11 protein-coding genes and 1 pseudogene are annotated in these 14,153 nt (G+C 55.4%); 4 read left to right on the forward strand and 8 right to left on the reverse strand.

Annotated elements, in window-relative coordinates:
• Positions 1–152 precede the first annotated feature (152 nt).
• The 8 genes and pseudogenes from WD823_RS12325 to WD823_RS12360 all read right to left on the reverse strand — a co-directional run bounded on the left by WD823_RS12325 (position 153) and on the right by WD823_RS12360 (position 8,554).
• Positions 153–614, reverse strand: a complete 462-nt coding sequence (locus WD823_RS12325; RefSeq protein ID WP_368429798.1) for a thermonuclease family protein — start codon at positions 612–614, stop codon at positions 153–155.
• Positions 615–617: 3 nt separating this feature from the next.
• Positions 618–944 carry a hypothetical protein gene (locus WD823_RS12330; RefSeq protein WP_368429799.1) on the reverse strand — a complete coding sequence of 109 codons (327 nt, stop codon included), beginning with the start codon at positions 942–944 and terminating at the stop codon, positions 618–620.
• A gap of 185 nt (positions 945–1,129) precedes the next feature.
• Positions 1,130–2,215, reverse strand: a complete 1,086-nt coding sequence (locus tag WD823_RS12335; protein ID WP_368429800.1) for a DUF262 domain-containing protein — start codon at positions 2,213–2,215, stop codon at positions 1,130–1,132.
• Between the two features lie 12 nt (positions 2,216–2,227).
• The gene (locus WD823_RS12340; RefSeq protein WP_368429801.1) at positions 2,228–3,253 is read right to left on the reverse strand and encodes a hypothetical protein; all 1,026 of its coding nucleotides are present in this window, start codon (positions 3,251–3,253) and stop codon (positions 2,228–2,230) included.
• Between the two features lie 79 nt (positions 3,254–3,332).
• Positions 3,333–4,649 (reverse strand): DNA methylase, encoded by a 1,317-nt coding sequence (locus WD823_RS12345; protein ID WP_368429802.1) that lies wholly within the window; start codon positions 4,647–4,649, stop codon positions 3,333–3,335.
• 80 nt (positions 4,650–4,729) lie between these two features.
• Positions 4,730–4,868, reverse strand: a pseudogene (locus tag WD823_RS12350) (HAD hydrolase family protein); the annotation flags it as partial.
• Positions 4,869–4,979: 111 nt separating this feature from the next.
• A complete protein-coding gene (locus tag WD823_RS12355) occupies positions 4,980–5,318 on the reverse strand; it encodes an HNH endonuclease (RefSeq protein ID WP_368429803.1) in 339 nt (112 codons plus the stop codon).
• 365 nt (positions 5,319–5,683) lie between these two features.
• The gene (locus WD823_RS12360) at positions 5,684–8,554 is read right to left on the reverse strand and encodes a DNA methyltransferase (RefSeq protein WP_368429804.1); all 2,871 of its coding nucleotides are present in this window, start codon (positions 8,552–8,554) and stop codon (positions 5,684–5,686) included.
• A 634-nt stretch (positions 8,555–9,188) separates the two neighbouring features.
• Here WD823_RS12360 and WD823_RS12365 point away from each other — a divergent pair.
• From WD823_RS12365 to WD823_RS12380, 4 genes are read left to right on the forward strand one after another with little or no spacing between them, the layout of a single operon-like run.
• Positions 9,189–10,643 (forward strand): hypothetical protein, encoded by a 1,455-nt coding sequence (locus tag WD823_RS12365; protein WP_368429805.1) that lies wholly within the window; start codon positions 9,189–9,191, stop codon positions 10,641–10,643.
• Entirely contained in the window at positions 10,640–11,440 is an 801-nt protein-coding gene (locus WD823_RS12370) for a hypothetical protein (protein WP_368429806.1), read from the forward strand. The genes WD823_RS12365 and WD823_RS12370 overlap by 4 nt, the downstream gene beginning before the upstream one ends.
• A gap of 33 nt (positions 11,441–11,473) precedes the next feature.
• Entirely contained in the window at positions 11,474–13,114 is a 1,641-nt protein-coding gene (locus WD823_RS12375) for a hypothetical protein (RefSeq protein ID WP_368429807.1), read from the forward strand.
• On the forward strand, positions 13,114–13,989 hold the full coding sequence (locus WD823_RS12380) for a hypothetical protein (protein WP_368429808.1): 876 nt from the start codon (positions 13,114–13,116) through the stop codon (positions 13,987–13,989). The genes WD823_RS12375 and WD823_RS12380 overlap by 1 nt, the downstream gene beginning before the upstream one ends.
• Positions 13,990–14,153: the final 164 nt, after the last annotated feature.

Here is a 14,153-nt window from a genome sequence, read left to right on the forward strand (position 1 = left end):
CCGGAATCCCTCGCTCAGGCCCTGGAAGCTGTCGAGCCGGGGCAGTGCGTCCGGGGTAGGTGCACTGGCTTGGGCAGAACATCTCACAGACAAACGTAGTCGCAACCAAGGTCACGCTGGGAAATTGTAGGCCGCAAGCCCGAAACGGAAACTTACCGTTGCACCCTACGCCACGCCCACGGCTCCACAGGCCGAGGGTCCGCCCATAGCCCTCGAGCTGACGCGCGAGCTTCCGCCTGAAGTGCGTGGAGCGGTGAGTCCTTGGCGGCGAATCGTCCGAAAACCCAAGCCATTCCGCGCCGCACCTGTTCCGCGTTAACGTCCGCGCTAGCGCAGTGCACTGTACCAAGTGTACGGCCGTAGCGGTCCTTCCCGCGCTCGATGACTCGCGCAACTGCACCGGCGCAGAGTTCCGCCAAAGACTGCCGGGAGCGCGTTCCGAATGCCTGCTTTCTTTCCGGCGCATCGATTTCAGCTAGCCGAACGCGAACCTGGCGACTTCCAACCAGCACGGTTAGTGTGTCGCCGTCGTGCACATTGACCACCTTGCCGATAAGCTCCCCCGCGTGAGCTACCGACGACAGCGAGAGGAGGTATACCAGCCAGAAACGCATCGCCTATTGAACCGATCTGATAAGTGCTGCACGCAGCGCGCGCACCGCCTCATTGGTGCGACCAAGTTCAACCAATTCACCGGCGATCATATCCAGCCTGAAGATCAGCTCCGGCGTCATCTCGTCCAGCAGGGCCGCGTCGAATCGCTCGCCTTCACCAATCCCGAGGAACGCAGCCATGATGCACCGGACTTGCCTGGCCTGCTCGTCTTCGGAAATGGTTTCCAGAACGTCCCGCGCAATCGTCTCGATGGCGGCCGTACGCGTGTCGTCATCGGGTAGCGCCGCCGCACGCTGCCGGATTTCGAGCAGGAGCCCAGCGAATGTCATAGCGTAAGTATGCGCCCCGCGGACCGTGAAGCATGGTCCGCGCTATCCCAATTCAGTCGCCCCCATGCTTTCAAACCTCCGCTTTCGGCCAATAGCTGCCGCTCGGTCGATCATCAAAAGCAATTGACGAATCTCCTAGGGACCGGCGACTGGCTCGTGCTCAACCCCAAAGGCGCGGTGCTCGCTTATGGTTTGAAACGATCAAACTCTGCCTTTAGAAAGGCGTCTCTTCTCTTAATGGCGGAAGGTTCGACGGAAGCTTGAAGGACGTGCTTTTGGAAACCATCCAATACTTTCGGATGCTTCGGCTTTCTGTACTGACTGACGAGTAGCATGTCCTCTTTGATCATTTCCAGCAACTGGATATAGAACTTTACGAACCGCGAGACCACCTTCGCCTTCTTATTCACATACAGATCTTCAACGAACAAATATGCGGATACCGCAATCGCGCGACTCGAAATACTCTTCGCGCTATCCTTAAACTTGTCGTCCATTAACTTGAGCACCTTTCGTATTCGAATCAAGTTGCTATCCTTCTTGTCCAAGGAGCTCTCTTCCGCAAAAAAATCCTCTAAATCGAGTAACCTGGCTCGCACAAACTCGCCGTCTCTATTTCGATGAAATGAATTGATGCAGATCTGCGCTAACGTGAATTGTCTAGAGTATCGTTTATCAGATAGATTTGTGCGCCTAAGAAACGGACCTTCCTTACCGATTTCTTTGAAAACAAAGTCGCGGATCGTGCCGGTTTGAGAGTTCAGTATCTCCCCGGAATTCAATCTGATTCCTAACTGCAGTCGCCTAAATATCTCTCGAATGAAGTCCTCAGTAAGAGAGGCTTCATCGTAAACCACAAAGTCCAAGGTGTAGTCTAGAAGTGCTGTTGCGATACTTGGATGCTCCTTCTCCAGCTGCGCGTACGTGTACCGCTTACTTAGAACCTGGAGAAGTAGCGGGCTTGTGTCCCCGTTCTGGGGGTCAAAGAAGGTCGATAGCGTAAGCAGACGCTGCTTGCCGTCGATGCATTCGAAATCGAATTGCTTATTGCCGCGTACCTTGGCGAGATAGAGCTTCGGTATATCGATGTCCCTGACTATAGAGTCGAGCAGTCTCTCTTGGTCGGTCTTAGACCAAACTTTCTCCCTCTGATAGTCCGCATCTAAGTCGATGCGATAAATAAAATCCGCCATTAATTTCTTAATGGATAGGGGTATTGAAGAGCGCTTCGTAAGGGAGGTCTTAGAACTCTTGCCAGTTTTCGTGGGCATATCAATGGCCTTTTATTGCAAAAGCTTCTTGACGTATGTGGTCTTCTTGATATCGGCGGCCTGCATCACCCGTTCTATCTTTGCCTTTAGCCATATCTTGAAAGGATTAGAGCCCTTGGACGGATCTCGAATCGTTACGTCGCTGATCAAGTTGCCCTCGATCTCTAGCGCGCGTTGGACCTTGGGGAAGAATCCAAAATGTTCCCTTATGCGGTTATCTTCCGGATCAAAATCGATTATCTGGAGTACAGGATAGTTGTCTCTCTTGATGTGCGCCTTAAAAAGCAGATCGACGATCCCAAGATCGTTCTGGCTGAGCGAACACCCAACTATTCGAAGTACGTCGCAATCTAGTAGTAGCTCAAGAGCGCGGCCCCATACAAAACTGTACGGTAGCTCTAAATAATTCTTGTTGACACCCGGAGCGAGTATTGGAAGCTTCTTCTCGCGGTATTTCAGATCAAAACCGCCATGCAGCTTAAGTATGGGGATCGAATCGTCTTTCGACGGGTCCTTAGAAAAGCAATAGTTTGGACTCTTGCCCATTATGAGTTCATACGCCTCGTCAATGAGCCCGTCGTAGTTCAGTGAGATGACACCAGTTAAGTCTTCTTCTCTGTTCGTTCGGTGGAACTCAAATAGGGCTTTGTGTAGGTAGAAGCGGCCCTGGCGATGTCTTAGTCGTCCCAAGATATCGTTCTTGAGCCCGGCCTTTAGTTTTCGAACGACGTCGGATGTTGAGGGAACGTGATTATCCTCAAGAAGGCTGATAAACAATTCAATGTTAGAAAGACCCGTAGAGGAAAGCAGTGAGCGGATTCTCAGTGTGAAATCGCGATTGCGTTTCGCCGCTTTGCAAACTCTCTTTGAAACGCTCGCGAGAAGTAGGCTGTTCTTCTCGAAGAACCCTGCGTCTGACATGCGGTCTTCGCAGGTGTTTGCCAGCTCAGCATGCGTCGCGCCTGCCCCAAAAAGATAAACGACTCGCGTACGAAGCTCGGTCGTTTGTCGCGTTTTGGCACCTTTAGGTGCACGCATTTGTTATTCCGCCAGAAAGGTGCAGAAGTCTCTTATGCAATACCAGGCCGGCCACAAGACGGATGTGCGATGCCGTTAGCTAGGTCCGAACGAAGCACAAAACACTTTCTTTCGTCTTGCGACCCGAAATGTACTCGCGCGCCTTCCTATTCATGCCGACCATGGAGCGACCGGAAACAAAAGTCTCCTGGCGTTGTAATACCAACCCGTGAGCACGCGCCATCTCTATAACCATCTTTGGGACATCGTTGCGGATGTCCTTGTAGTATGAATCCTGCACAACCATCGCGCACTTTCCATCTCGTTTGAGGACACGAGATATCTCTCGGATCGAGGCATACAAGGAAGCAAAGTACTGGAGGTGATTCTTGAAGTAGTAGGTCTTAGATGCCTTGGAGGCGTGCGAATAGAGCTTGTCGAGAAAGCGATTGCTCGTTTCACCCCAAGCGGTGACTTGTGCAAAGTTGCGAGCAGAAACCGTTGAAGTCCCCATTAGCGATCGGCGCAATGTGTCAAAGTCAGCCTTGTTGAAGCCTAGAACCGCGAGTTCGACAGCCGTCGCCATGGCGTAGTCTATCCGAGTGCAGTAGGGCGGCGATGTTAATACCATGCTGATCGAGCGGGACTTTAGCGGCATGCTCTCAGAATTACCGAGAGTAATAGAACATGTTCGCGATCTGTCAGTAACCGAAAAGCTATGGACCGCCAAGAGCCCCGAAAGCAGTCCAACTTCATCCAAGAACAGAGTCTTAACTTTCTTTTTGTTCGCCTTTGTACGCTGATGTGGTTTTGCGGGGCTCTTGATCCACATTGGATTGGTCGCTTTGAACTTTTTTAATAGTCCTCGGGCTACTCCAAAAAGGACCAAATAGAAGAAAGCAGCCAGCGCAGAAACGCGATTGAAGTCCTTTTCATTTATGAGTCGCTTGTAGTGAGTGTTTGATACGAGAGAGCTATTTATTTCGATCTCAATCGCGCGCATGAACGATGCGGTAGTAGGGGCGAGCCACTGAGTGAGTGGATCATCTTCTGCGGCACGTCTATGTTGCTTCCGCGCTTTGTCTAGGATGCGGTGAGCGAGGGGAACTAGTCGCCCGACATCTTGTGGTGAAAGTAATTCCGCCCTCGCCACGAGAACCATTACGGGGTTTAAGTCCAGGCCTATCGTTTTGTAACCAAATCTCCGTGCGGTATGAGTCGTGATACCGCTACCATTCCATGGATCAAGGATGGAGGACTTGTTTGAAAGATCGAGTGAAGCCAATAGAGTGCTGGCGAAGGCGGCGGAATATCCAGCGTAGTAAGGGAAGAGTCGAGCCTCTTGCGCTCCACCAACGTCTGCATACCTCTTGGGGTTTATTATCATAGCGGTGGCAAACGCGTTGCGCTTTTTCATCGTATTTTGTCAGTTGATTTTGAGTTTTCTCAAGCGTGCTAAAAAGGGCGAAATCAAGCGTAAAGATTTAACAGCCCATCCTACCCAACGTAATTGAAACAGTAAGTCGCCCTTTTTCCGTACTACCGGTTTGGCCTGATACGCGATGGAAACTCCGGCCTCTGTCATCATCATAAGGTCGTTGGCGCCGTCCCCGAAGGCGATAGCCTGATCGCGCTTGAACCGCGACCGTCGGCTCAGGGTCGTAAACCGCCCATTTGAGCAACGGGCGGTTATCGGCCACAAACAGACATCCCAGCAACGTCGTTCGCGTTACGCCAACCGCTCGCCTTACTTACTAAGCATTCTCACCCCGTGCCAACGCCCTGCTAATACACGTTGGCTCACCAGGGCTCCATAGCGTTCCGGGGAAAGCGATTTGGCACGTGCATGGCGCCTGCGATTACAGAAAAAGCACGCTGCGACGATGTTTGCACCCCTATCGCCTCCGCCGTCTTTCCGAGCCACGAGATGCTCGGCCGTACATCGAAAGCGCGAGGCTTCCTTAATCGTCATGCGGTGCTGAGATGCGTATTCGTTAGGCTCGCTGAGCCACATGAGATGGTGGCAGTAATAACAGCGCCCGCTTTGCTGCAAGAAAGCAGAATTTCGATGCCTCCGGATTGACATGTGCGATTCCTTTCATGGATTGGATCCCGCTCTGCCATTGCGGCATTAACGGGCACCAACCGGAATCGCTCCGGCCAGCACTGCAACTGCTCTTCTGAGTCAGTCAGGCTAACTTGTAACGTACTTGAGCTAACTGTGCAATACCGTTCGCCTTGAGGGTGAACTACGGTCGTCTACCGGCCATTTGCTGCCATTCGTTCCGGAGCGGACTGACGGGTGACGGGCCGCGAGAGCGTGCGGAGTGACGAAAAGTCACCGCCTCAAGACTAATCCACCGGCGGCCGGATGCATGCGGGTACGCATCGCGCTACATGTAGAAGCGATATTTGGATTGTGGGGATGGGTTGTCCAAGGGTAAAGATACGTTAAGTCTCGTCGGCCAATATCTGCTTAACATCCTTCTCAGTTAGTCCGTACAGAGCGTTGACCTGACCGTCTATCTGTTGCTCGGCACTTCCAATTCGACGTCGGACTGATTCTTGTTCGTGAGGCGTACGAGCGGCGTGAAAATCTGTATGCAGCTGCGCAAGCTGCGTTGCTAAGCGCTCTATAGCTCTGCCTTGGTCAGGTGTGGGCTTTGCGATAGGCAAGAGGCGAAGCTGCGGTGCCTGGAACTGGGAATAACCACCGCTCATCTTTAAGGCCGCAAAAACGTTCACATAGACAAACGTCATGAGCCTTGAATTCAATACGCCGATAAGGAACGGGAGTGTGAAGCCTTCTTTAGGCGCGAAAACGCAATTGGTGTTTAGAGACGCGTACTCGCCTTCGTTGTCTAGGAAGCACTCGATCACTTTGGCTATCTTCGCAAAGATGATCTTCTTCGTTTGATACAAGGTCGCGCGATCTGGTTTCACTCGCCTAATATCGAGAACGGGGCGCTTATAGTGTTGCCCTTTGTTGGTGAGGTCTTCGATGCCCCATAGCGACACGTACCTATCAATCGTGCCGGTGTTCACTAGTTTTAGGGACTTCGCGCTTCTACGGGATTCAGACACGTACTTCGAATACTCGTCGGCCTCTGCCGCAGTACTGGTTGCCTGAACGACTGCAATGTCCTCTAGAATGGAGCACTGCGCATAGATTCGTGCGCAGAGCTCCGTACCCGAACCCAGCATCGTTCCCCAAATATCTTCGGGGAAGCGCTTCAGGTCCGCAGTCTTAACGCGTTGTTTGCGGGAGCTAACGGTTCCGTCCGTCTCACCTCGGAAGACATTGACCTCGGTGGCGAACTTTTGGGATGGCCGTATGACAGAGATAACAGGGTAGACAGAGGCGTCCTTAAAAACGGGCACGCGCGTGAAATCGATTAGGCTTTCCAAGCAGTGTTTCTTCAATAAAAACGACCGCAGCGCTTCGCCGTACGGCGCGGAAAGAAACTTGTTGGGCGTAATGAAGGACACGTAGCCTTCTTTGCGAGCAAGGCTGAGCGCCTTTTCGAGAAACAGCACGTAGATGTCATACGTGCCACGTGCCGTGAGATAGGCGCTTTTCCAATAGTCTCTTACCTCTTCGCCCTGAAACTTAGACATCGCTAGCGCGCTGATGTACGGCGGGTTGCCGATCACTACGTGGAAGCCCTTGTCCTTCTTGACGGGCGCGAAAGCGTCGGCCCAGTCGAAAGGGTTTATCGTGCGGCTTTGCTCGGGATCGGGCGGTACCAGTTGAGCAGCATAGAAGTCCGATGCGATCAGCGAATTACCGCATTTGATGTTGATGTCGAGGTCGGGGAGGGCTCTTTCGTGAAACATTTCCCGGTTGCGTCCGATCGTTTCCGCTGACTCTTCTTCGAGCACCTTTAGTAAGAGAGACAGCTTGGTGACCTCCACGGCCTGCGGATCGATATCCACGCCAAAGATGTTGTTCAGCAGGATTCGTTTGCGCTCAGCGGACGCAAGCTGCCAGACATTGCCACGACCTCGATAAACGCGCGGCGCCCTGCCTCTGGCGTATTTCTCAGGATCATTGGTTTCGTACCAGTTCCGATGCCAGTCTAGTAGGTACTGGTATGCGCCAATTAAGAACGAGCCTGAACCACATGCCGGATCGAGTACGCGTATCTTCGCGGCCCTGTCTAGATCGAGGCCCTCGAGCACGCGGCCGACGGTGTTTCCGACGATGTGCTCAACAATATAAGTCGGCGTGTAGTAGACGCCACCAGCCTTCTTGACCTCCGGCTTGTCTTCGACTTTTGCATGGCCGGCGGCGGTAAGGCGGATGACCTTTCCAAGAAACTGTTCGTAGACCTGCCCCAAGATATCGGCAGGTAGAACAGAAAACTCGTACGGACTCTCCGGGTAATACAGGTGTCGTAAGATGTCTTTGAGCACCTTATCGTCAATCTTGAGCGACAAGGTCAGGCCGTCGGGCGCACTGCGACCTGTTTCATTCCTGAAATGGAATAGCCCTGAGTTGTAGCGATCGTTGGCGTCCTGGAATAACTGTTTTAGCCGCGCGTACGTATGCTCGCCGTTCTGGAGCTGGCGCAATCTGCCGTACGACTCAATGCCTCGGTCCTCGCAGATTCGGAGAAAAATGACGCGATCGATTGTCTGCTGGACCGAATAATTCAGTTCTGCTGGCGACAGGTCTTTATTGCGATGCGCAATATTCTTCGCTAGAGCCTCACGCCAGGAGTCGATTTCGTTCAGGAACGCGTCATCGACCTCTGCGGTGCCTTTCTTCCCCTTGCCGGCAGCGTACTTGTCGAAGGATCCTTTGTAGACGGCGTCCTTGGAAAAGATGGCCGCTATGTCGTCCCAATGCTTCTCGAAATCGTCGAATGTGAAGTACATCAACCTCGCGGTACTTGCCTTGTCGTTCTGCGAGGGGCGAATGCGTGTGTCGTAGGCAGCGAACTCGCCAAAATTCGATAGAACTGATAACGGCAACTTGGCGGACCATGCGTATCTACGAAGTTGATACGCCGCTTCGGCGTCATCCTTCAGCTTGACCGCAGGTCTTTTCGCTTCGAGAAAGAACTTCCGTACGCCGCCAACCCGGAACGAATAGTCCGGGGCTTTTGTGCTGACGCCAATCTTTACACTGTCCTCGTGGACGACATCCTTGTACGCCTCGGCGTGACCCTGTCTATTATCGATGTCCCAGCCGAGCGTTCGAAAAAATGGGTCTAGAAGCTCGCGGCGCGTCTCCGTTTCCCCGTAATCGCGCCGATAACCATCTTGGTTGTCACGGTAGCGCTCCACTAGGTTAGAGATGATTTTGGGTATGGCCACTCTGCGTCTCCCGTGTGCCCAACAGAGCATACCTGAAGTACTCCGCCGAGATGCCAGCGAGAGAGTGGCATACTGTTCCGATGTACAGTACTGGGCGCCGGGCGAACATGGCCGACTGCTTGTCTCGCCGTCGCGGATACAACCCACCGCAAGCCGAGATGACGGTGTGCGAAGACGCGCCCCATGGATCTGCGGGGCGTTGTCGTGGGCCTCGCCACGAGAGTGCTTCTCGGCGACCGGCGACTTGTCCGCCTCCCCGCTCGAACCTGGGACCTGCGCATTAACAGTCAGCAGGTTTGTGCGCTTTGGGTCGGCTGCCGTCACTCGTTCAGAAGTAACTCTGAAGCAGGAGCGAGTGAGAATGCATTCTAGTGCTCCCTATTCGGAACCAAGCTTCCGCCAGACCCAGCAAAAGTAAAGGCTTGTCGCGACAGATACGGTCGCAGCGAATGGGGGTCGGCGCCGCCGCCCCAACCTTGATTGATCGGCAGGACGAATAGCAAACAGGGAAGCTAAGCGGCGCGAGTCCAAGCCGAAGCGCTGAATGCGCGCATTAGCGGAGCGCGCGGTAAGATGGTGCCGACAGGCGCGACGTACGAAGACGCCGCTGTTGACCGCTGGGGTCGGAGGGGAGATGGGGCTTTTTGGGGCTCTGTGGCATTCGCTGAAAAATTGGTTCCTAGCTGGAGACTCCGCCCGGCCGGCCTCGTTCGGCAATCCCGACCTTTACCCCATCGACACCGAGCGCCTGGCGAAAGAGCTCGGGGTCGAGCAGGAAGCCGAACGCCTAGGGAAACGAGGCATTCCGGCGAGCGATGCCAAGGAATTAACCGGCATCGAGCACAAGATCATCCAGGTCATCGAGAAGGCGCGGCAAAGCTACCTGGATTGGGCAAACGACCGTCTGACGCACCTGAACCAGGAGATCAACGCTCTCGACATAGCACCGGTTGTACAGAAGATCAGGCAGCTGGACGCCGAGTTTGAAAGGCGCGCAAGCGCTCTTCTGGACGCCTGGCTAAGTACCCTCAAGCGATCGGTCGATGAAATGTCCGTAAGGGTAAGGGATTACACGGACTTTATTGCGGCCAACTCGCTTAACCGGGCGCCAAACTATCCCACTGGAGCGTCCACGTATCTTCGCTACACCATTCTTGGCGCGCTGGTGCTGGTAGAGGGGCTGCTCAACTCGGTGTTTTTCGCCCAAGGCGCGTGGGGCGGCCTCATCGAAGGTTTCTTCTATGCAGTCTTGTTCGCTGCGGTAAACATCGGACTTGCCTGGCTATATGGCCGACACGTCTTCCCGGAGGTCTTTCACTCACACCCCGCGCGAAAGTTTCTAGGCATCGTATTGATTCCGGTCTGTCTGGCAGCGATGGTCGCGGTTGCGCTTGTGATATCGCACTTTCGCGACGCTGCTACCTCGGGAAATATGACGGGTGCGGGCGAATTCGCGCTTGCCCGCATCCGGAGCACGCCGTTTGAGTTAAAGGACATTTACTCGTGGCTCCTAGCCTTCATTAGCTTCGGCTTCGCAGTTGGCGCCGTCATCGATTCGTTCGGCCTCGATGATCGTTATCCCGGATACGGCAAGGCGCATCGCTCCCTCATGGAAGCAAGGAGCGATTATGAAGAAGACATGAACGCTGTACGGGAGGAGCTATCGGCGCTCAAGGAGGAAGTACTCGCCGAACTGGAGCGGCTCTTGGACAGAGCGCAGCTCAACCTGAAGCGCCTCGACGAAGCGATCTTGCATAAGGATACGGTGGAGAAGCGGGTAGGGACCGCGTTTGCCGACGTGGACAATTGCATCAAAGCGCTGATCGGCAAATTCAGGACTAGCAACCAGGTTCACAGAGTTGCTCCGCCCCCCAAGTACTTCTCCGTGCGCCCGAAGCTTCGGTCGCTCGACGTGCCCGATTTCAAAGTCCTGGATGACAGGACGAAGTACAACGAGCAACGATCGCTTCAGCAGTCGGTTCAGTCGGATGTCCAAGCCATCCGCGCAAATATTCAAACTTCGTTCAACAAGCAGTTCGACCGTCTTCTGCCAGTCGAAGAACAGGTCAAAGAGAGGGGCCAGCGTTGACGGTACGAGGTGCGCGTGATCGTCGAGCCGCCCGACAGAAGACCGTCGCGTCGATACTGCTTGGCCTCCTTGTCGCGGTTGCAATCGCCGTTGGTGCCTGGCGGGTGGGGCAGCGGCCGGGCCCCACAGCGTTGCTCTGCCCGGCGGAAGGTGCGAAGGCTCATATTGCGCTTCTCGTGGACATGACGGACCCGCTGAGCTTCACGCAAGGTAAAGCGCTATCGGGGTTGGTTGCCTCTTTTGCTTCTGGGCGTCGTGTCAAGGAAGGCGAGTTGCTCTCCGTGTTCGCTTTAGGGTCGGACCTAAGGAAGGACTCGGAGCCCATCTTTGAGAAGTGCAATCCGGGCGACGGCAAGGACAAGGGTAATTTCGACGACAACCCGAAGCTCTGGGCGGAGCGCTTTGCAAAGGATTACGAGCGTCCTGTGCTCCAACTTGAGGAACAGCTCAAGGCTGTGCGGGCTGCGAAGCAGTCGCCGATCATGGAGATGGCCCAGCTAATGGGCCTTCGGTTCGACCACCACGGAGTGAAGGGCCCGCGGCGACTGATCATCGTGTCCGATATGCTCCACAACACGGCCGACTACTCGATGTATGTCGAGCCGCCGGATTTTCCCGCCCTGGAGAAGCGCCCGCACTTCCAGAAGCTGCGGGCGAAACTCCCCGGGGTGGATGTGGAGATTCTTTTGTTACTTAATCGTCCGGAGATCCAGAATCGAAGGCTTACGAAGTTCTGGGAGGAGTACTTCAAGGACGCCGGAGCGGTATTGCAGGGGGTGGACTTTGCGCCTGGTTGAGCTGGGGGATTAATGGCTGCATTCCAAGCTGTCATGAAGGTGCCTATTCGGAAGCTTTTCCTCGTCACCATCGTGACGAAGATTGCTCTGTCGTTCCTCGCCTGGCTGCTGAGCTCGCCATGGATTCTGGGATTTTGGCTGCCACTCGCCATCATGGGCGGGTACATCGCTATTGGCCTGGCGCGTAGGGGCGATGACGTAAGCGATGAGAAATTCGGTGACAGCTGCTACTACCTTGGGTTCATTTTCACGATCGCATCCATCGCATTCAGCCTTTTCGATGTCCCGCAGCTCGATCAGGCCGGCAAGCTGAAGGAGATTGCCGTGCGATTCGGGGCCGCGATGGTCAGCACCTTCCTTGGGATCATCGTGCGCATCTATCTCGTCGGATTCAGGCGAGACGTAGATCAGGCGATGGACCGTCTGGAGGAACGGCTCGTCACCGCGGCAGACGAGCTGCGGGGAAGGATGGAGCTGTCGATGGACGCGTTCCGTCAATTCGAGAACACAGTCCACGACGCCGCCAAGGATGTCGTGGCGCGCTCCAATATGGCGTTCGAGACGTTGGGGAAGACCTTCGCCAACGAGTTCACGGGAGCCTTAAATCAGGTCACGGCGCAAGCAAAAGAGGTCTACCTGTCGGCGGCGGGTGAATTGCGGACGGCAGCCACAACCATGTCAGAAGACATGCGGCGTTCAATCCAGGCGCTGGATAACGACGTTCGCGCGCGGGAGGCGGAGTCGCAGCGCATCATTGCATCCTTGCGAGTGCGGGTGGACGCCGTGGCGGTACCGGACGATTTCTTCGTCCGGAAGCTCGAACCCTCAGTGGCCAATTTTGCTTCGGCAGTAACCGCTGTCGAGCAACAAATGAAGGGGGTCGCGTCTTCGCTGCAGGAGAGCGTTGGGCAAGCTCGGGCAGCTTTAGAGGAGCTACGGACGACGATGAAGGCCTCCGACGTGCAGCTGTCGACAGCACGGAAGCACGAGGAGGTCCTTACGTCGCTTACCGCTCGCATGACTCAGGCATCTGAGCTGCTTTCTTCGAGCGCGGAAACGATTTCCGAACAGAGGCGGCTCGTCGCAGAGCTGGCTGCGGCCGGATCAGAGCAGCGCGGCGCTAATAGCGAGGCGGCGCGAAGCTTGGCGCAAGCCGCGCAGCTTTTGTCCTCGAGCGCCGAAGCCATCAAGGAACAGCGCCGGTTGGTGGCCGACTTGAGTAAAGGCGGTTCGGAGCAGCGCCGGGCTGAGACCGAGGCCGCGCGAAGCCTGGCGCAGGCTGCACAGCTATTGTCCTCGAGCGCAACAGGGATCAATGAGCAGCGCAGAGTAGTAACGGACTTAAGCGCGGCGGTTTCAGCGCAGCGCAGCGCTGACAATGAACTAGCGCGCGATATTCGCGGATCAGCCGAGCAGCTCGCGGCCGCGGCGAACACACTACAGCGCGGCACGGAGACCATGCTTTCCGTTCTGCAGCAACTTGCGGCGGTCAAGGAGCAGCTGGCGAATCAGGCCGCAATTGCGACTGCTACGGGCAAAACAGCCGAGGTAGTCAGGTTGCCAGACGTGCGAGAGTTGCGGCAAGAGGGGCGGCTGCCCAGCGCAGTCGACGCGGAGGCCCGTGTGCCGGATGGCCATCGGCGATCCTTCGTTGACTGGTTTCGCGGCCGCTGATGCTCAGGAAGGGTACGAACGATACGGTATTTCAGCTTTCGCTGACCGAGCTGGCGTTCGTACTTACCTTCATGGTGCTTCTGCTGATTGGTTCCAAGTTTTTGCTCGTCGATAAAGACGCCGCCGCCTGCGAACAGGAAAAGAACCGCTGTTACGCTCAGCTGCCCGTTGTGCTCGGCGATCCGCAAGAGGCTATCGACACTCTCGTAAACGCTCCGAAGCTGAAAGCGGAGAACACGGAACTGAAGGCGGCTCTCGCTGAAAAGGAAGCCCGTCTTAAGGCTATAGAAAAGCTAGAAGTCCAAGGCGCCGATCCGGTGCGTACGGCCAAGGCGCTGGAGTTTCTGAAGGGATATGAACAGACGGCACGACAGGAAATTGCACCTGAGCGAGCCGTCGAGGAAGGGAAGAAAGTGGCCGACACGGCAAAGAAGACCGCCGGGCTGGAGAAGGAGTTGGAGAACTGCAGGGGGCAACTGAAGCACTGCGTCACGGTAACGGGCGCCCCTAAGGGCTACGGACACCCGCCCTGCTGGACGGATGCGGCGGGCCGGATCGAGTATCTCTTCGAGGTCGAGATTCGGTCTGAGGGTGTCCGGGTGACTCCAGCTTGGCCAATCCATCGCGAGGAATACGCCGAGGCGTTGCCCGGTGCCAAAGCAGCCATTCAGGCAGGCGTCCAATCACTCGAGAAATTCAGGGATACGACTAGAGGGATATTCGACCTTAGCCGCCGTGCCAACCCAGAGTGCAGGTATTACGTGATACTGAAACGCCATCCTGCGCTCACGGATCTCGATCAGTTCAACACGACTCGATTGGGCGTGGAAGATTTCTTCTACAAGTTGGATAGGACCGGAGTGGCAACGCGATAGCACAGAAGATTTGTCGCCCCGGCCGCTGCATTACACCGCCCTCCGCTGGCTCGATTGCCACGAGTTCCCCTCGTGGCCGCAGCCTACCCTTTTTGGGCGAGCGCCATCGACCGCGCGGTCTAGACCGCCCGGCTCACCCCGACGCCTGCCCCCTTCGCGCCGCC

It is taken from the genome of Sulfuricaulis sp. (assembly GCF_040901545.1).
In the GTDB taxonomy this organism is placed as follows: domain Bacteria; phylum Pseudomonadota; class Gammaproteobacteria; order Acidiferrobacterales; family Sulfurifustaceae; genus Sulfuricaulis.

What these genes read in the sequence shown, in the direction of transcription:
- WD823_RS12355 (WP_368429803.1), bottom strand. Translation starts at nt 5,318, where the DNA reads ATGTCAATCCGGAGGCATCGAAATTCTGCTTTCTTGCAGCAAAGCGGG.
- WD823_RS12345 (WP_368429802.1), bottom strand. Translation starts at nt 4,649, where the DNA reads ATGAAAAAGCGCAACGCGTTTGCCACCGCTATGATAATAAACCCCAAG.
- WD823_RS12375 (WP_368429807.1), top strand. Translation starts at nt 11,474, where the DNA reads ATGAAGGTGCCTATTCGGAAGCTTTTCCTCGTCACCATCGTGACGAAG.
- WD823_RS12380 (WP_368429808.1), top strand. Translation starts at nt 13,114, where the DNA reads ATGCTCAGGAAGGGTACGAACGATACGGTATTTCAGCTTTCGCTGACC.
- WD823_RS12335 (WP_368429800.1), bottom strand. Translation starts at nt 2,215, where the DNA reads ATGCCCACGAAAACTGGCAAGAGTTCTAAGACCTCCCTTACGAAGCGC.
- WD823_RS12340 (WP_368429801.1), bottom strand. Translation starts at nt 3,253, where the DNA reads ATGCGTGCACCTAAAGGTGCCAAAACGCGACAAACGACCGAGCTTCGT.
- WD823_RS12330 (WP_368429799.1), bottom strand. Translation starts at nt 944, where the DNA reads ATGACATTCGCTGGGCTCCTGCTCGAAATCCGGCAGCGTGCGGCGGCG.
- WD823_RS12365 (WP_368429805.1), top strand. Translation starts at nt 9,189, where the DNA reads ATGGGGCTTTTTGGGGCTCTGTGGCATTCGCTGAAAAATTGGTTCCTA.
- WD823_RS12325 (WP_368429798.1), bottom strand. Translation starts at nt 614, where the DNA reads ATGCGTTTCTGGCTGGTATACCTCCTCTCGCTGTCGTCGGTAGCTCAC.